Source organism: Cellulomonas sp. FA1, assembly GCF_000986825.1.
Taxonomy (GTDB): Bacteria; Actinomycetota; Actinomycetes; order Actinomycetales; family Cellulomonadaceae; genus Cellulomonas; species Cellulomonas iranensis.
The window spans coordinates 3,625,990-3,646,599 of the sequence record NZ_LBMY01000001.1; the positions used below are offsets into that span (position 1 = coordinate 3,625,990).

The 20,610-nt window shown below is 74.9% G+C and carries 19 protein-coding genes and 1 pseudogene; 13 read left to right on the top strand and 7 right to left on the bottom strand.

Going from position 1 to position 20,610, the window contains the following annotated elements; all coding sequences use genetic code 11:
• Window positions 1–30 precede the first annotated feature (30 nt).
• Together GY42_RS16405 and GY42_RS16410 are read left to right on the top strand one after the other, a co-directional pair.
• The gene (locus GY42_RS16405; protein WP_201775286.1) at window positions 31–393 is read left to right on the top strand and encodes a response regulator; all 363 of its coding nucleotides are present in this window, start codon (window positions 31–33) and stop codon (window positions 391–393) included.
• Window positions 390–881, top strand: a complete 492-nt coding sequence (locus tag GY42_RS16410; RefSeq protein WP_046530139.1) for a hypothetical protein — start codon at window positions 390–392, stop codon at window positions 879–881. The genes GY42_RS16405 and GY42_RS16410 overlap by 4 nt, the downstream gene beginning before the upstream one ends.
• An 84-nt stretch (window positions 882–965) precedes the next feature.
• On the opposite strand, the gene GY42_RS16415 is transcribed toward GY42_RS16410, so the two are convergent.
• A complete protein-coding gene (locus GY42_RS16415; protein WP_046530140.1) occupies window positions 966–2,198 on the bottom strand; it encodes a pyridoxal phosphate-dependent aminotransferase in 1,233 nt (410 codons plus the stop codon).
• A gap of 280 nt (window positions 2,199–2,478) precedes the next feature.
• Here GY42_RS16415 and urtA point away from each other — a divergent pair, with 280 nt between their 5' ends.
• The 6 genes from urtA (at window position 2,479) to GY42_RS16445 (ending at window position 8,412) form a co-directional block, all read left to right on the top strand.
• Complete coding sequence (gene urtA / locus GY42_RS16420; RefSeq protein ID WP_236686823.1) at window positions 2,479–3,774, top strand: urea ABC transporter substrate-binding protein; 1,296 nt, start codon at window positions 2,479–2,481, stop codon at window positions 3,772–3,774.
• Between the two features lie 134 nt (window positions 3,775–3,908).
• The gene (gene urtB / locus GY42_RS16425) at window positions 3,909–4,793 is read left to right on the top strand and encodes an urea ABC transporter permease subunit UrtB (protein ID WP_046530141.1); all 885 of its coding nucleotides are present in this window, start codon (window positions 3,909–3,911) and stop codon (window positions 4,791–4,793) included.
• Complete coding sequence (gene urtC / locus GY42_RS16430) at window positions 4,790–6,004, top strand: urea ABC transporter permease subunit UrtC (protein ID WP_082131616.1); 1,215 nt, start codon at window positions 4,790–4,792, stop codon at window positions 6,002–6,004. Before urtB ends, urtC begins: the two co-directional genes overlap by 4 nt.
• Window positions 6,001–6,873 (top strand): urea ABC transporter ATP-binding protein UrtD, encoded by an 873-nt coding sequence (urtD, locus tag GY42_RS16435; protein ID WP_082131617.1) that lies wholly within the window; start codon window positions 6,001–6,003, stop codon window positions 6,871–6,873. The genes urtC and urtD overlap by 4 nt, the downstream gene beginning before the upstream one ends.
• Window positions 6,873–7,568, top strand: coding sequence for an urea ABC transporter ATP-binding subunit UrtE (urtE, locus tag GY42_RS16440; RefSeq protein WP_046530142.1), 696 nt, complete (start codon window positions 6,873–6,875; stop codon window positions 7,566–7,568). The genes urtD and urtE overlap by 1 nt, the downstream gene beginning before the upstream one ends.
• 106 nt (window positions 7,569–7,674) lie before the next feature.
• On the top strand, window positions 7,675–8,412 hold the full coding sequence (locus GY42_RS16445; protein ID WP_082131768.1) for a GntR family transcriptional regulator: 738 nt from the start codon (window positions 7,675–7,677) through the stop codon (window positions 8,410–8,412).
• Window positions 8,413–8,424: 12 nt separating this feature from the next.
• On the opposite strand, the gene GY42_RS16450 is transcribed toward GY42_RS16445, so the two are convergent.
• Window positions 8,425–8,877 (bottom strand): hypothetical protein, encoded by a 453-nt coding sequence (locus tag GY42_RS16450; protein ID WP_046530143.1) that lies wholly within the window; start codon window positions 8,875–8,877, stop codon window positions 8,425–8,427.
• Between the two features lie 190 nt (window positions 8,878–9,067).
• Here GY42_RS16450 and uca point away from each other — a divergent pair, with 190 nt between their 5' ends.
• Complete coding sequence (gene uca, locus GY42_RS16455; protein ID WP_046530144.1) at window positions 9,068–12,700, top strand: urea carboxylase; 3,633 nt, start codon at window positions 9,068–9,070, stop codon at window positions 12,698–12,700.
• Window positions 12,697–14,577, top strand: a complete 1,881-nt coding sequence (gene atzF, locus GY42_RS16460) for an allophanate hydrolase (protein WP_236686824.1) — start codon at window positions 12,697–12,699, stop codon at window positions 14,575–14,577. The genes uca and atzF overlap by 4 nt, the downstream gene beginning before the upstream one ends.
• Before the next feature lie 72 nt (window positions 14,578–14,649).
• On the opposite strand, the gene GY42_RS16465 is transcribed toward atzF, so the two are convergent.
• On the bottom strand, window positions 14,650–14,913 hold the full coding sequence (locus GY42_RS16465) for a DUF4031 domain-containing protein (RefSeq protein WP_046530145.1): 264 nt from the start codon (window positions 14,911–14,913) through the stop codon (window positions 14,650–14,652).
• 201 nt (window positions 14,914–15,114) lie between these two features.
• On the opposite strand from GY42_RS16465, the gene GY42_RS16475 reads away from it, so the two are divergent.
• Window positions 15,115–15,405, top strand: a complete 291-nt coding sequence (locus GY42_RS16475) for a WXG100 family type VII secretion target (RefSeq protein WP_046530147.1) — start codon at window positions 15,115–15,117, stop codon at window positions 15,403–15,405.
• Between the two features lie 157 nt (window positions 15,406–15,562).
• On the opposite strand, the gene GY42_RS16480 is transcribed toward GY42_RS16475, so the two are convergent.
• From GY42_RS16480 to GY42_RS16490, 3 genes are read right to left on the bottom strand one after another with little or no spacing between them, the layout of a single operon-like run.
• Window positions 15,563–16,318 carry an HD domain-containing protein gene (locus GY42_RS16480; protein WP_046530148.1) on the bottom strand — a complete coding sequence of 252 codons (756 nt, stop codon included), beginning with the start codon at window positions 16,316–16,318 and terminating at the stop codon, window positions 15,563–15,565.
• A gap of 9 nt (window positions 16,319–16,327) precedes the next feature.
• A complete protein-coding gene (locus GY42_RS16485; RefSeq protein WP_236686825.1) occupies window positions 16,328–18,034 on the bottom strand; it encodes a sensor histidine kinase in 1,707 nt (568 codons plus the stop codon).
• The gene (locus GY42_RS16490) at window positions 18,031–18,756 is read right to left on the bottom strand and encodes a response regulator transcription factor (protein WP_046530149.1); all 726 of its coding nucleotides are present in this window, start codon (window positions 18,754–18,756) and stop codon (window positions 18,031–18,033) included. Before GY42_RS16490 ends, GY42_RS16485 begins: the two co-directional genes overlap by 4 nt.
• Between GY42_RS16490 and GY42_RS19940 the strand changes: the two are divergent.
• Window positions 18,755–19,276: pseudogene (locus GY42_RS19940) on the top strand (hypothetical protein); the annotation flags it as partial. The gene GY42_RS16490 and the pseudogene GY42_RS19940 sit on opposite strands and share 2 nt — an antisense overlap.
• 83 nt (window positions 19,277–19,359) lie before the next feature.
• Window positions 19,360–19,755 (top strand): type 1 glutamine amidotransferase, encoded by a 396-nt coding sequence (locus GY42_RS19945; RefSeq protein ID WP_236686826.1) that lies wholly within the window; start codon window positions 19,360–19,362, stop codon window positions 19,753–19,755.
• A 63-nt stretch (window positions 19,756–19,818) separates the two neighbouring features.
• Here GY42_RS19945 and GY42_RS16500 read toward each other — a convergent pair whose 3' ends face one another.
• Window positions 19,819–20,598: a PspA/IM30 family protein gene (locus tag GY42_RS16500; protein ID WP_046530150.1), complete on the bottom strand. Its 780-nt coding sequence runs from the start codon at window positions 20,596–20,598 to the stop codon at window positions 19,819–19,821.
• Window positions 20,599–20,610: the final 12 nt, after the last annotated feature.

Below are 20,610 nucleotides of genomic sequence, written 5' to 3' on the forward strand. Positions count from 1 at the left end.
CACGACCCACCGACACCGAGGAGGAGTCCGATGATCCGCGTCCTGGTCGCGGACGACAGCCGCGTGATGCGGCAGATCGTCATCCGTACCCTGCGGCAGGCCGGCTACGACTGGGAGGTCCGTGAGGCCGCCGACGGCGCGCAGGCGCTCGAGGCCGTGCGCGCCGACGAGCCGGACGTCATCCTGTCCGACTGGAACATGCCCGAGATGACGGGCATCGACCTGCTGCGCCGCCTGCGCGCCGAGGGCTTCACGACGCCGCTGGGCTTCGTGACGTCCGAGGGGTCGCCCGAGATGCGCGAGCTCGCGGACCGTGAGGGTGCGCTGTTCCTCATCGCGAAGCCCTTCACGCCCGAGGGGTTCCGCGAGGTCATCGAGCCGGTGCTGGCATGAGCTCGGACATCGTCCCGCTGCCGTCCGCGAAGGACATCCGTGAGCTGCTCGAGGGCCTGCTGGGCCGGTCGGTCGACGTGCGGACGGGCGCCGCGATGGTGGACCCCGAGTCGGAGGGCGGTGCGCTCGTCGGGCTGTACGTCGACCGGCTGCTCGGCCTCAAGGCGATCTGCCTGATGGACGTGCCGCTGTCGGCGTACGTGGGTGCCGCGATCGGGCTGGTCCCGGCGCCCACGGCGCAGGAGTCGGCGGTCTCGCTCATGCTCGAGGACTTCCTCGAGGAGAACGCGCGCGAGGTGCTCAACGTCGTCGCGTCCCTCATGAACTCCGAGGGCACGCCGCACGTGCGGCTCGACGCCGTGTGCTCGCCGCGCGAGGCGCTGCCGCACGACGCGAAGCCGTGGGTGCGTGCGTACGTGCGCCGGCTCGACCTCGACCTCACGGTCGACGGCTACGGGTCGGGCGGCTTCTCGCTGCTCGTCATCTGACGCGCGGCACCTCCGCACGAGACGGGGCCCCGGCACGTGGTGCCGGGGCCCCTGCCTGCCTGCGCCTGTCGGCGCGCGGCGCCGTCAGCGCGGCGTCTGGCGGTACGACGACAGGAAGTTGCCCATGCGCTCGACCGCGTCGGCCAGCACGCGCGCCTCGGGCAGCGTGACGACCCGCAGGTGGTCGGGCGTGGGCCAGTTGAAGCCCGTGCCCTGCACGAGCAGGATCTGCTCGCTGACGAGCAGGTCGTAGACGAGCTGCGCGTCGTCGACGATCCCGAACACCTCGGGGTCGAGCCGCGGGAACAGGTAGAGCGCGCCGTCCGGCTTGACGCACGTGACGCCGGGGATGCTCGTGAGGCCCTCCCACGCGACCTCGCGCTGCTCGTGCAGCCGCCCGCCGGGCGCGACGAGCGCCTCGATGGACTGCACGCCCCCGAGCGCCGCCTGGATCGCGTGCTGCGCGGGCACGTTGGGGCACAGCCGGGTCGACGCGAGCAGCGTCATGCCCTCGAGGAAGCCCTGCGCGTGCTGCTGCGGCCCGGTCACCACGACCCACCCGGACCGGAAGCCGGCCACGCGGTACGTCTTGGACAGGCCGTTGAACGTGAGGCACAGCAGGTCGGGCGCGACCGACGCCAGGGGGATGTGCCGCGCACCGTCGTAGAGGATCCGGTCGTAGATCTCGTCGGCGAGCAGCAGCAGGCTGTGCTCGCGCGCGACCTGCGCGATCTGCTCGAGCACCTCGCGCCGGTACACCGCCCCCGTGGGGTTGTTGGGGTTGATGACGACGATGGCCTTGGTGCGCGGCGTGATCTGCTCGCGGATGTGCTCGACGTCGGGCTCCCAGCCGGTCGACTCGTCGCACCGGTAGTGCACGGGCCTGCCGTCGGACAGGCTCGTCATGGCCGTCCACAGCGGGTAGTCGGGCGACGGGATGAGCACCTCGTCGCCCTCGTCGAGCAGCGCCTGCAGGGTCATGGTGATGAGCTCGGAGACGCCGTTGCCCAGGTAGACGTCGTCGACGTCGAACGTCGGGAAGCCCTCGACCGTCTCGTAGCGCGTGACGATCGCGCGGCGCGCGGACAGGATGCCGCGGGACTCGGTGTACCCGTGCGCGTGCGGCACGGCGGCGATGACGTCGGCGACGATCTGGTGCGGCGCGTCGAACCCGAACGCGGCGGGGTTGCCCGTGTTGAGCTTGAGGACCTTGCGGCCCTCGGCCTCCATGCGGGCGGCCTCGTCGAGGGCCTTGCCGCGGATCTCGTAGAGGACGCCCTTGAGCTTGGCGGACTGGTCGAGGGGGCGCAGCAGCATGCCGCGAGCGTATCCCCGCGCCGCGGGCGGCCGCCGTGGCCACCGGGCGACTCGTGGCCTGGTCGGGGTCGCGCCGCGACCGCGACGCGTATCCCGCGCTGTATACCGACGAAACCCAGTGTTTACGCCCCGGGCGGGACCCGCGAAACACGCGGTCCCTAGCGTCCTGCGGCAGGGGCATCGACCTGTATACGCCGCGGGACACAGCGCGGTGAGCGCGGCGGTCGGTGACCCGAGTCCGGCACTGCCCCTCAGCTCCTCCCCAGCGAAAGGCACCCCGTTGACCTCCTCCTCCCTCCCCGCGCAGCCGCTCTCGCGGTCGTCCCGGGCGCGCGCCCTCGCCCTGCCGGTCCTCGCCGTCGCCACCGCGCTCGCGCTGTCCGCGTGCGGTGCGCGCACCGCCGCCGGCGACACCGGGACCGCCGGGTCGACGAGCGCCGCGTCGTGCGTCGACACGTCGGGCGACACCGTGAAGATCGGCTTCCTCAACTCGCTGTCCGGGACCATGGCGATCTCCGAGCAGACCGTCCGCGACTCGCTCGACCTCGCGGCCGAGGAGATCAACGCCGCCGGCGGCGTGCTCGGCAAGCAGCTCGAGGTCGTCGCCGAGGACGGTGCGTCCGAGCCCACCGTCTTCGCCGAGAAGGCCGAGAAGCTCATCGCGTCCGACTGCGTCGCGGCCGTGTTCGGCGGCTGGACCTCGTCGTCCCGCAAGGCGATGCTGCCGGTCTTCGAGGCCAAGGACGCGCTGCTGTTCTACCCCGTGCAGTACGAGGGCCTCGAGGCGTCGCCCAACATCTTCTACACGGGCGCGACGACCAACCAGCAGATCATCCCCGGCATGGACTACCTCGCCGAGCAGGGCAGGAAGAAGGTCTTCCTCGTCGGGTCGGACTACGTCTTCCCACGGACCGCGAACAAGATCATCGACGCGTACGCGCAGGCCAACGGCATCGAGATCGTCGGCGAGGAGTACGCGCCGCTGGGGCACACCGACTTCGCGACCATCGTCAACAAGCTCAAGGCCTCGGGTGCCGACGCGGTGTTCAACACCCTCAACGGCGACTCCAACGTCGCGTTCTTCAAGGAGTTCAAGAACGTGGGCCTCACCGCCGACGCCGTGCCGGTCGTCTCGGTGTCGATCGCCGAGGAGGAGGTCGGCGGCATCGGCGTCGAGAACGTCGCGGGCCAGCTGACGGCCTGGAACTACTACCAGACCGTCGACTCGCCCGCGAACACCACGTTCGTCGCTGCGTTCAAGGCGAAGTACGGCGAGAAGCGCCCCACGTCCGACCCGATGGAGGCGGCCTACACCTCGCTCCACCTGTGGAAGGGCATGGTCGAGAAGGCCGGGTCGTTCGACGTCGCCGCGATCCAGGAGGCCGCCGACGGGGTCACGTTCGACGCCCCCGAGGGCACCGTCACCGTGAACGGCGACAACCACCACATCGCCAAGACCGCGTACATCGGCGAGATCCGCGAGGACGGCCTCATCTACCCCGTGTGGGAGTCCGACGGTCCGATCGAGCCCGACCCGTTCCTCGAGGGCTACGACTGGGCCGACGGCCTGTCCTGACCGCCCGTCGGCACCCGGCGGTCCCGTCCCGGACCCGCCCGTGACCGCGGCGACCCGGCCGGCTCGACCCCTCGGTCGTGCCGGGTCGCCGCCCCGCGGGCACGTCCCCACCCACCACGACGAAGGCGGTGCGCATGGACGCGCTGTTCTCCCAGCTCTTCGCGGGCCTGAGCCTCGGCTCGGTGCTGCTGCTCGCGGCGCTCGGCCTCGCGCTGACGTTCGGCCAGATGGGCGTCATCAACATGGCGCACGGCGAGTTCATGATGGCCGGCGCCTACACGGCGTTCGTGCTGCAGGCGCTCATCGGCGACGCGGGCGTCTCGCTGCTCGTCGCGCTGCCGCTCGGCTTCCTGGTCGGCGGCCTGCTCGGCCTGCTGCTCGAGGTCACCCTGATCTCCCGCATGTACCGGCGCCCGCTCGACACGCTGCTCGTGACGTTCGGCGTCGCCCTCGTGCTGCAGCAGCTCGCGCGCGACGTGTTCGGCGCCCCCAACGTCGACGTGCGCGCCCCCGCGTGGCTGCAGGGCGCCGTGCCCGTGCTCGGCACGAACCTGCCGCGCACGCGCCTGTTCATCCTCGCGCTCGCCGTCACGTGCGTCGTGGTGCTCGCGCTGGTCCTCAAGCTCACGCCGCTCGGGCGGCGCATCCGCGCGACCGTGCAGAACCGCGACCTCGCCGAGGCCTCGGGCGTCTCGACCCGCGCGACCGACCGGCTGACGTTCTTCGTCGGCTCGGGCGTCGCCGGGGTCGCGGGCGTCGCGCTCACCCTGCTGGGGTCCATCGGGCCGACGCTCGGGACGAGCTACGTCGTCGACGCGTTCCTCGTGGTCGTCGTCGGCGGCATCGGCCAGCTCAAGGGGGCGGTGGTCGCGGCGTTCTCGCTGGGCCTGCTGCAGGCGACGTTCGAGTACTCGACGACCGCGAGCCTGGCCAAGGTGCTGCTGTTCGTCGTCATCGTCGCGTTCCTGCAGGTCCGCCCGCAGGGCCTGGTCTCGGTCCGCACGCGGAGCCTCGCGTGAGCGCCCTGGCGACGACGGCCCCGGCCCCGAACGCCGCCGCGCGCCCCTGGTGGCGGCACCCGCGCGTGCGCGTGTGGGGCGGGTTCGCGCTCGCGGCCGCCGTGCTGCTGGGCGTCGCGCCCGTCGTGCTCAGCGACTTCCGCCTCAACCTGCTCGCCAAGTTCCTGTGCCTCGCGATGGTCGCGGTCGGCATCGGCCTCGCGTGGGGCCGCGGCGGCATGCTCGTGCTGGGGCAGGGCGTGTTCTTCGGCCTCGGCGGGTACCTCATGGCGATGCACATGAAGCTCGCCGACGCGGGCCCCGGCGGCGTGCCGGACTTCATGCTGCTGTACGGCGACGGCGTGGTCCCCGCGTGGTGGGAGCCGCTGCGCGACCCCGTCGTCACGGTCCTGGCGATCCTGCTGCTGCCCGCGGGTGTCGCGACGCTGCTGGGGCTCGCCGTGTTCCGCCGGCGCGTGCGCGGCGCGTACTTCGCGATCCTGTCGCAGGCGCTCGCGGCGGCGTTCGCGATCCTGCTGGTCGGCCAGCAGAAGGTCACCGGCGGCACCAACGGGCTCAACGGGTTCCGGTCGTTCTTCGGCTACGACCTGGCCGACCCGGTGAACAAGCGGATGCTCTACTACATCGCCGCGGGCGTGCTGCTCGTGATGGTCGCGGTGGTGCGGCTGCTCATGGTGTCGCGGTTCGGCGAGCTGCTCGTCGCGGTGCGCGACCAGGAGAACCGCGTGCGGTTCCTCGGCTACGACCCCGCGAACGTCAAGGTCGTCGCCTACGCGGTCGCCGCGTGCTTCGCGGGTGTCGGCGGTGCGCTGTTCGCGCCCGTCGTCGGCATCGTCTCGCCCGCCGACGTGGGCGTGATCCCGTCGATCGGGTTCCTCGTCGGGGTCGCGATCGGTGGCCGCGCGACCCTGCTCGGCCCCGTGCTCGGCGCGATCGCCGTGTCGTGGGCGCAGACCGGGCTCTCGGAGCAGTTCCCGTCGTTCTGGACCTACTTCCAGGGGGCGCTGTTCATCCTCGTCGTCGCGTTCCTGCCGAACGGGTTCGCGACGCTCGGCGGGCTGTGGCGCCGGCGGCGCGGCGCGGCCGTCCCCGGTCCGGGCGGCGCGTCGGCCGGCCCGCCCGCCGGCACGTCCGCCCCCGCCGACGACCCCGGGCCCGACCTCGCCCAGGACGCCGCCACCGCGGCCCGCACCGCCGGGAGGAACGCATGACCGAGCAGCCCACCGCGCCGCCGGACGCCGGCGGCCTGGACCCGCAGGCGCTCGAGGCCGTCATCGCCGCGCCGGGCTCCCGGTTCCGGCACGACTACCTCGAGGTCCGCGGCCTGCGCGTCGTGTTCGACGGGTTCGTCGCGGTCGACGGCGTCGACCTCACCGTCACGCAGGGGGACCTGCGGTTCCTCATCGGCCCCAACGGCGCCGGCAAGACCACGATCGTCGACGCGATCACGGGCCTGGCGCCCGCCACCGGGTCCGTGCAGTTCGGTCGGGTCGACCTGCTGGGCACGCCCTCGCACCGCGTCGTGCGGGCCGGGGTCGGGCGCACGTTCCAGACCGCGAGCGTGTTCGACGAGCTCACGGTGCTGCAGAACCTCGACATCGCCGCCGGCGCCGGGCGCGGTCCGCTCACCCTGCTGCGGCGGCGGCACGTCGTGCCGCCCGAGGTCGAGGCGGCCCTGGAGACCGTCGGCCTCGCGCACGTGCGGGACCTGCCCGCGGGCGTGCTCGCGCACGGGCAGAAGCAGTGGCTCGAGATCGGCATGCTCCTGGTCCAGGACGCGCGCCTGCTGCTGCTCGACGAGCCCGTCGCGGGCATGAGCCAGGCCGAGCGCGAGCAGACCGGGCTGCTGCTGCAGCGCATCGGCGAGCAGCGCACGGTCGTCGTCGTCGAGCACGACATGGAGTTCCTGCGGGCGTTCGCCGCGTCCGTCACGGTGCTGCACCAGGGGCGCGTGCTGTCCGAGGGCACGGTCGCGCAGGTGCAGGCCGACCCGCGGGTCGTCGAGGTGTACCTGGGGTCGGGTGCGCACGGCCGCGGTCGCGCCGCGCGTGCGGGCGGCCCGAGCACGGAGGTGGAGTGATGCTGCAGCTGCGGGACGTGCACGTGGGGTACGGGCGCACGGCCGTCGTGCACGGCGTGGACCTCGAGGTCCCGACGGGGTCGGTCGTCGCCGTCATGGGCCACAACGGCGCGGGCAAGACGACGCTGCTGCGCGCGGCCGTCGGGCTGCTGCCCGTGCGCGCGGGCACGGTCCTGCTCGACGGGCAGGACGTCACACGGTGGCGCCCCCACCGGAGGGTGCGGGCCGGGCTCGCGTACGTGCCGCAGGGGCAGCAGTCGTTCGGGCAGCTCACGGCGCGCGAGAACCTGCAGCTCGTCGCCGACGTGCAAGGGGCGGCGGGAGCGCGCCGCGTCGACGACGCGCTCGACCTGTTCCCCGCGCTGCGCGGGCTGCTGGGACGGCGCGCGGGGCTGCTCTCCGGCGGGCAGCGGCAGCAGCTCGCGATCGCGCGCGCCCTGGTCACCGGGCCGCGGCTGATCGTGCTGGACGAGCCCACCGAGGGCATCCAGCCGTCGGTGGTCGCCGAGATCGAGGACGCGATCGTGCAGCTCGCCGCCACCGGCGGGCTGTCGGTCCTGCTGGTCGAGCAGCACGTGGGCTTCGCGCTCGCGGCGTCGTCGCGCTACTCGGTGCTGGAGTCGGGGCGCGTGACCGCGACCGGTGCGGGTGGCGCCGAGCGGGAGGCCGACGTGCGCGCGGCCATGGCGCTGTGAGTCGCGCCGTGAGCCGCACGGCATCGGCCCGCGCCGCGCGGACCGTGCTGGCCCGGCCGGGTGACGCGCACGGCCCGTGGTCGGGCGGAGGTCTAGGGTCGTGACCATGGTGGACGGGCTGCGACCGGGTGCCGGTGACGCGCTCGCGGCCGACGTGCCGGGCGCCGACGCACCGGTGGTCTCGCTGCGCGAGCAGGTCTACCACCGGCTGCGCGACGAGATCCTCAACGGACGGGTGTCCCCGCGCGAGCGGCTCACCGAGCCCAAGCTGTCGAAGGCGTTCGAGGTGTCGCGCACACCCGTGCGTGAGGCGCTGTCGCGTCTGCTGTCCGACGGTCTGGTCGAGCGCACCGACTTCGGCTACGCGGTGGTCGTGCCGTCGCTCGAGGACCTGCGCAACCTGTACGAGCTGCGCATCACGCTCGAGCTGCGCGGCATCGCCCGTGCGATCGAGAACCCGCAGGTCCGGCACGACGACGTGCTGCTGCGTGCCGAGCTGGCCCGCTGGGACGAGATGCGCGACGTCGTGCCCGAGCCGGACCCGAGCTTCGTGCTGCGCGACGAGGGGTTCCACCAGGTGCTGTCCCGCGCGTCGGGCAACGCGCAGCTCACCGACGCGCTCGTCACGGTCAACCAGAAGATCCGCGCGGTGCGCATGCACGACTTCGTCGAGGAGGACCGCATCACCGCGACGATCGACGAGCACCGCGAGATCCTCGGGCTCGTGATCGAGCGGCGGCTGCCCGAGTCGCTCACGGCGCTGCACAAGCACGTGGGGGAGTCGCTCGAGGTCGTCATGGAGCGTGCGACGCACGCGATGGCGCGCATGGCGACGGCGGGCTGACGCCCCGACCCGTCAGAGGCCGAGGTTGGCGCACCCGCTCTCGGTGAGCAGCAGCGAGCCGCCGGGCTCCTGCGAGGCGTCCGGGAACGCGTCGGCCCAGAGTGGGGCGAGGTCGAGCGGCGCGTCGCTCTCGTCGTCGATCTGGAGCCAGACCCGGTCGTAGGGCGGTGCGTCGGCGCACACCGCCGCGGCACCGGCGCGCAGCGTGGTCGCGTCGAGCGCGGGCTCGGCGGGCCACGTGACGAAGATCCGGAGCACCTGCGAGAAGCCGTCGCGGTGGCCGGTCGTGCCGACGTCGACGACCCCGGGCATCGCCGTGGTGACGATCTCCTCGAGCGTGGGGCCCGTCGGCGAGGCGGCGGTGTCCGACTTCGCGCGCAGCTCGGCGCGGAGCGCGTTGCAGGACGAGAGCGTGAGCGCGAGCACGGCGGCGGCGCCGAGCGCGGCGAGGGTGCGCGGGGTCATGGGTGGGCTCCTGGGGTCGGGACGGGCCCACGCTAGCGAGGTCGCGCGACCGCGCGCTGCGCTGCCCGTAACGCACCGTTCACGCCCGGACGCGCGGGGTGAAACACGCGCTTCCTACCGTCGGGATACCGGGGTGTATACAGCCCCGTCGACCTCCGGGCCCCGCCCGGACCGACCCCAGGGGCAGCCCGTGTTCGACACCCTCCTCGTGGCCAACCGTGGCGAGATCGCCGTCCGCGTGCTGCGCACCGCGCGCGCCCTCGGTCTGCGCACCGTCGCCGTGTTCTCCGACGCCGACGCGGCCGCACCGCACGTGCGGCTCGCCGACGCCGCGGTCCGCCTGGGCCCCGCACCCGCCGCCGAGTCGTACCTGCGCGCCGACGCCGTGCTCGAGGCGGCGCTGGCCACCGGCGCGGGCGCGATCCACCCCGGCTACGGGTTCCTGTCGGAGAACGCGGGCTTCGCCGCCGCGGTCGAGGCCGCCGGGATCGCGTTCGTCGGGCCGACGCCCGCGCACCTCGAGGTCTTCGGCGACAAGCACCGGGCGCGCGAGGCGGCGCGCGCCGCTGGTGTCCCGCTGATCGCCGGCAGCGGTCTGCTCGACGACGTCGAGGCGGCCCTCGCGGCGGCCGAGACCGTCGGGTACCCGGTCATGCTCAAGGCCGTCGGCGGGGGCGGCGGCATCGGCATGCAGGCGTGCGACGGGCCCGACGAGCTGCGCGAGGCGTACGGCCGCGTGCAGCGGCTCGCGGTCGCGAGCTTCGGCAGCGGCGGAGTGTTCCTCGAGCGCTTCGTGCGGCGCGCCCGCCACCTCGAGGTCCAGGTGTTCGGCGACGGCGCGGGGCGCGTGGTGAGCCTGGGGGACCGGGACTGCTCGTTGCAGCGCCGGAACCAGAAGGTCCTGGAGGAGGCGCCCGCCCCGGGGCTGCCCGCCGACGTGCGCGAGCGGCTCGCGACGTCGGCCCGCGCGCTCACGGCCTCGGTCGCGTACCGGTCCGCGGGCACGGTCGAGTACGTGTACGACGTCGAGCGCGGCGACGTGTCGTTCCTCGAGGTGAACACGCGCCTGCAGGTCGAGCACCCGGTCACCGAGGAGATCACGGGCGTCGACCTCGTCGGCTGGATGCTGCGCCTCGCACGCGGCGACGCCGACCTGACCGCCGAGCTCGCAGCCCTGCCGGACGACGGCCCGCCCCGTCTCGGGCACGCGGTCGAGGCGCGCGTCTACGCCGAGGACCCTCGCCGCGGCTACCGCCCGAGCGCGGGCCTGCTCATGCACGTCGAGTACCCGGCAGGCGTGCGCGTCGACGCGTGGGCGGAGGCCGGGCAGGAGGTCACGAGCCACTACGACCCGATGCTCGCCAAGGTCGTCGTGCGCGCCGACGACCGCACGGCCGCGCTCGCCGCGGCGTCCGACGCGCTGGCCGGCACGGCGCTGCACGGCGTCGTCACCAACCTGCCGCTGCTGCGCGCCGCGGTCGTCGACGACGACGTGCGCGCCGCCGCGCACACGACCGGCACGCTCGCGGGCGTCACGGACGACGAGCCGTGGGTCGAGGTGCTGCGCCCCGGGGTCATGACGACCGTGCAGGACTGGCCCGGCCGCCTCGGGCACTGGGACGTGGGCATCAGCCCGTCGGGGCCGATGGACGACCTGTCGTTCCGGCTCGGCAACGTCGCGCTCGGCAACCCGGAGGGCGCCCCGGGTCTGGAGTGCACGCTCGCGGGCCCGAGCCTGCGGTTCAGCCACGCGGCGGTCGTGTGCGTGACGGGGGCCGACGCGCCCGTGACCGTCGACGGCGTGCCCGTCCCGCAGTGGGAGCCGGTCGACGTACCGGCCGGTGCCGTGCTCGACGTCGGCACGCCCACCGGTGCCGGGCTGCGCACGTACGTGCTGGTCCGCGGGGCCCTCGACGTGCCCGGATACCTCGGGTCGGCGGCGACGTTCTCGCTCGGCGGGTTCGGCGGGTACACCGGCCGTGCGCTCGTCACGGGTGACGTCCTGGTGCCCGCGGCCGTCCCGGACGGCGCACCCGCCACGGCCGTCGTCCCCGTCGAGGCCCGCCCCGCGCTCGTGCACGCCTGGGAGCTCGCGGTGCAGGAGGGGCCGCAGCCGGCACCCACGTACTTCCTGCGCGAGGACATGGACATGCTCTACGGCGCGACGTGGCAGGTGCAGACGCACGCCAACCGCACCGGTATCCGGCTGTCGGGGCCCAAGCCGCGCTGGGCGCGCCCCGACGGTGGCGAGGCCGGTCTGCACCCGTCCAACCTGCACGACAACCCGTACTCCGTGGGCGCGCTCAACGTCTCGGGCGACACCCCGATCCTGCTCGGACCCGACGGTCCGTCGCTGGGCGGGTTCGCGTGCCCCGTCACCGTCGTGGCCGGGCACCGCTGGAAGCTCGGGCAGATCCGCCCGGGGGACACCGTGCGGCTCGTGCCCGTGCCCGAGGCGACGGCCGACGCGCTGCGCACCTCGACGGTCCGGCGCGCGGCCGCGTCCGTCCCGGCGGACCTCGCCACCGGTCCCGACGGCGACGACGGCGTGCTCGCGCGCATCCCCGCCGACCCGTCCGACCCGCTCGGCCGCCCTGAGGTCGTCTACCTGCGCGGCGCGGACGACAACGTGCTGGTCGAGTACGGGCCGATGGTCCTCGACCTGGGCCTGCGGATGCGTGTGCACGCGCTCGCCGAGGCGCTGGGTGCGCTCGACCTGCCGGGCGTCGTCGACGTGACGCCCGGTGTGCGGAGCCTGCACGTGCACGTCGACCCCGCGCTGCTGCCCGTGCGTGAGCTGGTCGACGCGCTCGTCGACCTCGAGGCCGAGCTGCCCGCGACGGCCGACCTCGTGGTGCCCTCGCGGCGCGTCCACCTGCCGTTCGCGTTCGACGACCCCGCGGTGGCCGACGCGATCGCGCGGTACACGGTCGGCGTGCGGCCGCAGGCGCCGTGGCTGCCGTCCAACGTCGAGTTCGTGCGGCGCGTCAACGGCCTGGGCTCGGGCGACGACGTGCTGCGCACCATGACCGAGGCCGAGTACCTCGTGCTCGGGCTCGGCGACGTCTACCTGGGCGCGCCGCTCGCGGTGCCGCTCGACCCGCGCCACCGGCTCATGACAACCAAGTACAACCCGGCGCGCACGTGGACCGCCGCCGACACCGTGGGCCTGGGCGGGCAGTACCTGTGCGTCTACGGCATGGACTCCCCGGGCGGGTACCAGCTGGTCGGGCGGACCGTGCCCATCTGGTCCGGGCACCGTCAGCACGGCGTGTTCGAGCCCGGCGTGCCCTGGCTGCTGCGGTTCTTCGACCGCATCGTGTGGCACCCCGTGACGGCCGAGGAGCTCGCCGAGCAGCGCACCGCGTTCGCCGCGGGGAGGCTCGACGTGCGCGTCGAGCACGGCACGTTCAGCTACCGCGAGCACCTCGCCCTGCTGACCGAGCACGCCACCGAGATCGCGGCGTTCCAGGAGAGCCAGGCCGCCGCGTTCGGGGCCGAGCGGGCGGCCTGGGCCGCCGCCGGCGAGCTCGACGCGGACGCCGGGGACGACGCGCCGCCCGCGGTCGTGGACGACGCGACCGTCGAGCTGCTGGACGGGCACGTGCTCGTCGAGGCGCCGATGGTCGGGTCCGTGTGGCGCGTCGAGGCCGCCGCTGGCGCCGACGTGCGCGCCGGCGACCTGCTCGTCGCGCTCGAGGCCATGAAGCTCGAGCTCGCGGTCCCGGCGCCGTCGGACGGGCGGGTCGTGCGCGTGCTCGTCGAACCGGGGCAGCAGGTCGGCCCCGGTGCCCCGCTCGCGGTGCTGGCGGTGGACGCGTGAGCTCGACGGACGCGCGCGCGGCCGTGCCGTCGCGGGCGGTGGGGGCGCACGACGCCCCGCACGAGGACCCGCACGCCCCCGTCGGCGCGCGCGTCTGCGACGGGCCCGCGCAGGCCCGCGTCCGGGCGGCCCACGCGCGGCTGCGGGAGGTCGACCGGCCGGAGGTCTGGACGCTGCTGCTGCCCGAGGCCGACGTGCTCGCGGCCGCCGCAGCCGTGGACGCGCGCGTCGCCGCGGGCGAGCACCTCCCGCTGGCCGGCACGACGCTCGCGGTCAAGGACAACGTCGACGTCGCGGGCCTGCCCACCACGGCCGCGTGCCCGTCGTACGCGACCTCGCCGCACGGGCGCCCCGGACCGGCGTCCGCGACGGCCCCCGCGGTGCAGGCGCTCGTCGACGCGGGCGCCGTGGTGCTCGGCAAGACGAACCTCGACCAGTTCGCGACCGGGCTGGTCGGCACCCGCAGCCCGTTCGGCGCGGTGCGTCACGCGACCCTGCCCGACCGCGTGTCCGGCGGGTCGTCGTCGGGGTCGGCGGTGGCCGTCGCGCTCGGCGTCGCGGACGTCGGCATCGGCACCGACACCGCCGGCTCGGGCCGCGTCCCCGCGGCGTTCCACGGGCTCGTCGGGATCAAGACGACGGTCGGGCTCGTGCCCACGGACGGCGTCGTGCCCGCGTGCGCGTCGTACGACGTGGTCACGACGTTCACGCGCGACCTCGGGACCGGGGTGCTCGCGACCCGGCTGATGGCGGGCGGCGGCGTCTCCCCGGCCTGCCAGGTGCCCGACACCGCCCCGGCCGACCCTGCCGACGTCGCCGACCCGCGGGCACGTCGGCGGACGTGGCCCGCCGACGTGCGGGTCGCGCTGCGTGACGACCCGGTCGTCGCGGTGCCGCGCACCGCCGACCTCGCGCCGCTCTCGCCCGGGTGGCGCGGCGCGTTCGCCGCTGCGGTCGACCGGGTCGTCGCGACGGGGGCGGCCGTCCGGGAGGTCGACGTCTCGGGCATGCTCGACGCCGCCCGGCTGCTGTACGACGGCGCGATCGTCGCCGAGCGCTACGCCGCGGTCGGTGCGTTCCTCGCGACCGACCCGCCCGACGCCGACCCCACGGTCGCCGGCATCGTGCTGGCCGGCGGCGGCGTCCGGGCCGCCGACTACGTGCGCGACCGCCTCGCGCTCGACGCCGCGCGGGTCGACGCCGAACGCGTCCTGCGCGGGTGCGACCTGCTGCTGCTGCCCACGACGACCGAGCACCCGACGCTCGCGCAGGTCGCCGCCGAGCCGGTCGAGGTCAACCGCCGCCTGGGCACGTACACGAACTTCGTCAACCTGCTCGACCTCGCCGCCGTCGCCGTCCCCGCGGGCGAGGCCGACGGCGGACCGTTCGGCGTCACGGTGCTGGCGCGCGCGCACGAGGACCAGCTCGCGCTCGACCTCGCGGCGCGCCTGACGGTCGGGGAGGCTGCCGCGCCGCTCCTGGTGCCCGGCACGGTCGAGCTGCTCGTCGTCGGCGCGCACCTGCGCGGGCAGCCGCTCCAGGGCCAGCTCACCGACCTCGGCGCGCGGTTCGGGCGCGAGGTCACGACGTCCGACGCCTACCGCCTCGTCGCCCTGGTGACGACGCCCCGCAAGCCCGGGCTCGTGCGCGTCGGGCCGGGCCGGGGAGCGTCGATCGCGGGGGAGGTCTGGCGGCTGTCGCCCGGTGCGCTCGGCCGGTTCCTGGCCGCGCTGCCCGCGCCGATGACGCTCGGCGCCGTCGAGCTCGCCGACGGGTCCTGGGTCACGGGTTTCGGCTGCACGGCCGAGGCGGCCTCCGGCGGGGTCGACGTCACGGCGACCGGCGGGTGGCGGGCCGCGCTCGCGGCGGGGGTGTGAGGCCCGAGGGCGGCACGCGGCGCGCCGCCGGTCGGGCACGCGGGTCGCGGCGCGGCCCACGGGTCGGGGGGCTCAGCGGTCGCGGGCCCGGACCCGCAGGCCCGAGGCGCGCAGCCGGCGGACCAGGTCGCGCGTGCTGACCGGTTCGGCGCCCAGCGCGACGACGTCGTCCCAGCGCTCGACCGGCACGTCGTAGTGGTCGTGGTCGAACGCCCGGCGCGGGATGCCGGCGCGGCGCGCGAACGCGTGCAGCTCGGCGTACGACGCGTCGCTCACGAGGTGGCCCCAGACGGTGCCGTGGCGGGGCCACAGCGGCGGGTCGACGAGCACGGTCACCGGGCGAGGGTACGTCGCCCCGGCACCTCGTCCACGACCCGTGACTCGCGGGCCGCCCGGCCGCCCCCAGCGCGTCGCACGTGCGTCGCGTCCACCGCCGCACCCCCGGGCCGGTCGTGCCCTCCGGCGGCGCGCCTAGCGTCGGCCGTGCCGTCGTCCCGAGCCGCACCCGCGGCCCCGACGGCTCTCAGGAGGGCGTCCATGAGCAGGTACGAGGTCGACAGCGCACAGCTCGACGGGTCGGCGGCGGCCGTGCTCGCGCGGTCCGCGAGCATCCAGGCCGAGGTGTCGGCGATGCAGCGCCAGCTCGTCGAGCTGCAGGCGTCGTGGCGCGGCGGTGCAGCCGGCCAGTTCGGCGCGGTCGTCGCGGAGTGGAACGCGACGCAGGCGCGCGTCGAGCAGTCGCTCGCGCAGATCGCCGCGGCGATGCAGGCCGCGGCACGCACCTACGCCGAGGCCGAGGCGCACGCCGCGCGGCTGTTCGCGCACTGACGCCGTCGCGCGCCGCTCCGCGGGGCGTCGGCCGCGTCGTCGGAGCGCGCCGTCGGACCGCGACGTCGGGCCTCGACGTCGGGCCCTCTACGTCGGACGGTGACGTCGCCGCGGGGCGGCCCGGCGCCGCGGAGCGTCACACGTCACGCATGAAGCGTCAGGGTGTCGTCGTGCCGCTCGCGTCGGGTGCGTCCCCGTCGGCGGTCTGCGCCGCGCGCTGCGCGTCGAGCCGCGCGAGCTCCTTCTCGATGCGCTGCAGCTCGGCCGACACGTTCTGCCGGGCGGGCTCCTCCCACGGCTGCGCGAGCGGGCTCACGAACAGCGACGGACGCGCCAGCAGCTTGTGCAGGATCCGCACGCGCGCCCGCAGGTAGTCCTCGACCGGCAGGTGCGCGTACTCCGACCGCACGTCGTGCAGGTACGCCTTGTACCGCTGCGGCTCGGTCGCGAGCATCGCGAGGTCGGCGTCGCACAGCACCGCGCAGTCGATGTCGTGCGGGTCCGGCGCGTGCCGCACCAGCGCCTGCACGAGCGCCGCGACGCGCTGCGCGTTGGCCTCGGGCACGCCGAGCTCTGTCAGCTGCTCGCGGGCGAGCACCGCGCTCGCGGCCTCGTCCTCGCCGCCCTTGTTGGCGTACGCCTTGCGCTCCGCCGAGTCGAACACGGCGCCGTGGTACCACGCCGCGAGCCGCACCAGCTCGGGGTGGTGCGCCTCCTCGTCGAGCTCGTCGACACGCGCCAGCACGTCCACGAGGTGCTTGAGGTTGTGGAAGTGCCGCTCGGGGCGCGTCCACCGCTCCAGCAGGTCCTCCGCGGTGCGGCGGACCTCGTCGGCGGGTGCGGTGCCACCGGCCTCCGCGACGTTGCGAGCGAATGCCGGCAGGAGCCAGGCGGGTGCGTCATGGACGCCCATGGAACAGCCTCACGAGGTTGACGACGGACGCGCCATCGTAGCCACGTCCGTCGCGGGCGGCACACCAGGGGGTCCGTCCTGCGGACCGGCGTGCTGCGGGTCCGCCTCCGGGGCGGCCGGCGCGCGCGGCGGGCCGTCGACCGGCAGCACCACCCGCACGGTCGTGCCGCCGCCCGGCGTCTCGTGCACCGCGACCCGCCCGCCGTGCGACGTCACGATCGCCGCCACGATCGCCATGCCCAGGCCCGACCCGCCCGAGTCGCGCGTCCGCGACGCGTCGACCCGGTAGAACCGCTCGAACACGCGCGCCGCGTGCTCGGGGGCGATGCCCGGGCCGTGGTCCCGGACCTCCAGCACCGCGGTCGTCGCGTCGTCGCCCGGGCCCACCGCGACCTCCACCGGCGTCCCCGCGGGCGTGTGCCGCTCGGCGTTGCCCACGAGGTTCGCCAGCACCTGCCGCAGCCGGGCCTCGTCGCCCACGACCACCCGGGGGGCCGTCGCACCGCCGAGGGTCTGCAGCCGCACCGGCCGCCGCGGGTCGAGCGCGCGCAGGTCGCTCACGGCGTCGGCCGCGAGCACCGTGAGGTCCACCGGGCCGAGCCGGCCCTGCCGGCCCTCGTCGAGGCGCGCGAGCGCGAGCAGGTCCTCGACCAGCGAGCCCATGCGCGTCGCGGACCCCTCGATGCGCCGCATCGTGTCCTGCACCTGCTCGTCCGTGCGCAGCGCCCCCATGCGGTAGAGCTCGGCGTACCCGCGGATCGCCGCGAGCGGAGTACGCAGCTCGTGCGACGCGTCGGCCACGAACCGGCGCATCCGCGCCTCCGAGGCGGTGCGCGCGGCGAACGCCTCCTCGATCTGCGCGAGCATCCCGTTGAGGGCCTCGCCCAGGCGGCCCACCTCGGTCGACGTCGGCGCCGACGGCACGCGACGCGACAGGTCGCCCGCCGCGATCGCCGCCGCCGTCGCCTCGATCTCGCGCAGCGGGCGCAGCGAGCGCCGCACCGCCCAGCCGCCGGCGACCACGCCCAGCAGCACGATCGCGAGCCCCGACGACGTGAGGCTGACGCCCATCGCGGCGACCGTGCGGTGGATGTCCTTGAGGGGCAGCCCCACCACCACCGAGCCCGACGTGCCGCCGCCGTCGAACGGGTACGCGACGACGCGCCACGACGAGCCGGCCCGCGACGAGCCGACCGTGAACGGCTCGCCCGCGATCGCCTGCGCCGCGGCGGGCGAGAGGTCGTCCACGAGGGGAGTGCCGTAGGACTCCGCAGCCGCGCTGCTGAGCAGCGGCACGTCCTGCGTGGACGTCTGCACGCGCACGTAGTAGTCGGTCGGCCCGAGGGTGCCGCCGCCGTAGGCGAGGAACCGCAGGGCGTCGTTCGCGACGTCCCTCGCCTCGGACGCGAGCTTCTGGTCGACCGGTCCCAGCAGGCTGCGCTCGAGGAGCGTCGCGGCGGTCACGCCGGCGACCACGAGACCCGCCCCCAGGAGCACCGCGGTGATCGTCACCAGGCGGCGCTGCAGCGACAGCGTCCGCCACGCGCGGCGGACGGCGTCGGGGACCGCCGACCGGGCTCCGGCGGGCGTGCTCGCGGCCCGCTCGTCCGCGCCCGCGGCTCCGGCGTCGCCCGTGGCGGCGTCGGGGGTCACGACGTCGTCGCGGTCCTGCGGCCCGGGCGCGCGCGGGGCGTCCGCGGGCCCGGGCCCGGTCACGCCGACTCGCGCAGCAGGTACCCGACGCCGCGGCGCGTGTGGATCAGCGGCGGCAGGCGGTGGCCGTCCGCGTCGGTGAGCTGGTCGATCTTGCGGCGCAGGTAGGAGATGTACGACTCGACGATGTTCGCGTCGCCGCCCCAGTCGTACTGCCACACGTGGTCGAGGATCTGCGTCTTGGACAGCACCCGGTTCGGGTTGAGCATGAGGTAGCGCAGCAGCTTGAACTCGGTGGGGGACAGCTCGACCTCCTGGCCCGCGCGGCGCACCTCGTGGGTGTCGTCGTCGAGCTCGAGGTCGGCGTACCGCAGGAGGTTCGACGCGGCGCCGTCGTCGGGCTGCGTGCGGCGCAGGATCGCGCGGATCCGGGCCACGACCTCCTCGAGGCTGAACGGCTTGGTGACGTAGTCGTCCCCGCCGACGGTCAGGCCCTGCACCTTGTCGGCCGTGTCGTCGCGTGCGGTGAGGAACAGCACGGGCACGTGCTGGCCCTTCTCGCGCAGGCGGCGCGTCACGGCGAACCCGTCCATGTCGGGCAGCATGACGTCGAGCACCACGAGGTCGGGCTCGGTGTCGCGCGCGAGGCGCAGCGCCGACCCGCCGTCGGCGGCCGCGTGCACCTCGAAGCCCGCGAACCGCAACGACGTCGCGAGCAGCTCGCGGATGTTCGGCTCGTCGTCGACGACGAGCAGCCGGGCCTCGGGCTCAGCGGACGCTGTCATGGCACCATCGTGCGCCCGGAACCTGAGCGCCGCCTGGGAACCGGCTGCGAGACCGTGCGACCCGGCCGGCGGTCGCCGGTGGTGGGTCTGGGAGTCTGCTGAAGGCCGCCTGGATGCTCGCGTGGACGGATCGGGGCGATCCGGGCGGATCGCCGATCGTGATGGACATGTGACCTGGAACTTCGGTGGTACGCGTGCGCGCGGCTACCGTGGAAGCGTGACCCTCGACTTCGACGACCGCGTGCTGCCCGCCGCCACGTCCGGTGCCGCGCCCCGCGTGACCGTGGTGCAGAGCTCGCCCGACGTCGGCCTCGACCGCTTCGCGCAGTGGCTGACGGGCGTGGACGTGCACCTCGTGCGCGCCGACCTCGGCGAGCCCGTGCCCGGCCCGACGGAGGTCGGCGACGGCCTGCTCGTGCTGGGCGGCCAGATGTCCGCGCACGACGACGCCGTCGCCCCGTGGCTGCGCCCCTTGCGCGACCTGCTCGCCGTCGTCAGCGCGACCGACGTCCCCGCGCTCGGCGTCTGCCTCGGTGCGCAGCTGCTCGCGGTCGCGCGCGGCGGGCGCGTCGAGGTCGCGGCGCCCCCGGGCGCGAGGCCGGCGTGGTCGACGTCCGGTGGCGGCCCGAGGCCGCCGACGACGCGCTGCTCGGCCCGGTCGCCGCGCTCGCCGGGCCGGCGCGCACGAGCCCGCAGCCGAGCATGCACGCCGACGCCGTGGTCGACCTGCCGCGCGGCGCCGTGTGGCTCGCGTCGTCGTCGATGTACCCGTTCCAGGCGTTCCGCATCGGCAGCGCGTGGGGCGTGCAGTTCCACCCCGAGGCGACCGCGGAGACGCTGCGCGCCTGGGCCGACCAGCACCCCGAGGTCGACGCCGACGCGGTCGCCGCGCAGATGGCCGACCGCGCCGCCGAGGTCGAGACGACCGGTCGTGCGGTCGCGGAGGCGTTCACGCACCTCGTCGCGTCGCGCGCCGCGACGCGACGCGTGCCCGTCTGACCCCTCGCGCGCACGGGGCCGGTCACCGCGCGGTGACCGGCCCCGTCGTCGTCCCGGCGGGTGTCAGGCGTCCTGCGTGCCCGTCGTGATCTCGGGCGTGACCGTGGTCGCCTCGATCTGCCGCGGCGAGCCGCCCTGCTTGAGGGCCGCGAGGCGCGCCTCGACCTCGATGTCGGCGCCCGCCGACTCCAGCTCGGCGAACTGTGCGTCCAGCGACGACGCCGCGAGCTCCGCCTGGCCCATCGCGTAGGCCTCCTCGCGACGCACCTTCTCCTCGAAGCGGGCGATCTCGCTCGTCGGGTCCAGGACGTTGATCGAGCCGATCGCCTCCTGCACCTGGCGCTGCGCCTGCGCGGACTTCTGCCGCGCGACGAGCGTGTCGCGGCGCTGCTTGAGCTGGCCCAGCTTGTCCTTCATCTGCGCGAGGCCCGACTTCAGCTTCTCGACCGTCTCGCGCTGCGAGGCCAGGATCGGCTCCGCGTCGCGGACCTCCTGCTCGGCGGCGATCTGCTTGCCGAGCGCGACCTTCGCGAGGTTGTCGAACTTGTCGGCGTTCGCGGCGTCGCCGGCGGCCCGGAACTGGTCGGCGCGCGACGACGCGGCCAGCGCCTTCTGCCCCCAGTCGCGCGCGGCCGCGACGTCCTCGTTGTAGTCCTGCTCGGCGAGGCGCAGGTTGCCGATCGACTGCGCGATCGCCTTCTCGGCGTCCGCGATCGAGTTCGTGTAGTCGCGCACGAGCTGGTCCAGCATCTTCTGCGGGTCCTCGGCCTGGTCGATCAGCGCGTTGATGTTCGCGCGTGCGAGCTGGGCGATGCGCCCGAAGATCGACTGCTTCTCCGTCATGGTGTCGTGCCC

Excerpts from the sequence above, each read along its gene's own strand:
- GY42_RS16405 (WP_201775286.1), top strand. The coding sequence starts at position 31 with ATGATCCGCGTCCTGGTCGCGGACGACAGCCGCGTGATGCGGCAGATC.
- GY42_RS16410 (WP_046530139.1), top strand. The coding sequence starts at position 390 with ATGAGCTCGGACATCGTCCCGCTGCCGTCCGCGAAGGACATCCGTGAG.
- GY42_RS16415 (WP_046530140.1), bottom strand. The coding sequence starts at position 2,198 with ATGCTGCTGCGCCCCCTCGACCAGTCCGCCAAGCTCAAGGGCGTCCTC.
- urtB (WP_046530141.1), top strand. The coding sequence starts at position 3,909 with ATGGACGCGCTGTTCTCCCAGCTCTTCGCGGGCCTGAGCCTCGGCTCG.
- urtD (WP_082131617.1), top strand. The coding sequence starts at position 6,001 with ATGACCGAGCAGCCCACCGCGCCGCCGGACGCCGGCGGCCTGGACCCG.
- urtE (WP_046530142.1), top strand. The coding sequence starts at position 6,873 with ATGCTGCAGCTGCGGGACGTGCACGTGGGGTACGGGCGCACGGCCGTC.
- GY42_RS16445 (WP_082131768.1), top strand. The coding sequence starts at position 7,675 with ATGGTGGACGGGCTGCGACCGGGTGCCGGTGACGCGCTCGCGGCCGAC.
- GY42_RS16450 (WP_046530143.1), bottom strand. The coding sequence starts at position 8,877 with ATGACCCCGCGCACCCTCGCCGCGCTCGGCGCCGCCGCCGTGCTCGCG.
- GY42_RS16475 (WP_046530147.1), top strand. The coding sequence starts at position 15,115 with ATGAGCAGGTACGAGGTCGACAGCGCACAGCTCGACGGGTCGGCGGCG.
- GY42_RS16480 (WP_046530148.1), bottom strand. The coding sequence starts at position 16,318 with ATGGGCGTCCATGACGCACCCGCCTGGCTCCTGCCGGCATTCGCTCGC.
- GY42_RS16490 (WP_046530149.1), bottom strand. The coding sequence starts at position 18,756 with ATGACAGCGTCCGCTGAGCCCGAGGCCCGGCTGCTCGTCGTCGACGAC.
- GY42_RS16500 (WP_046530150.1), bottom strand. The coding sequence starts at position 20,598 with ATGACGGAGAAGCAGTCGATCTTCGGGCGCATCGCCCAGCTCGCACGC.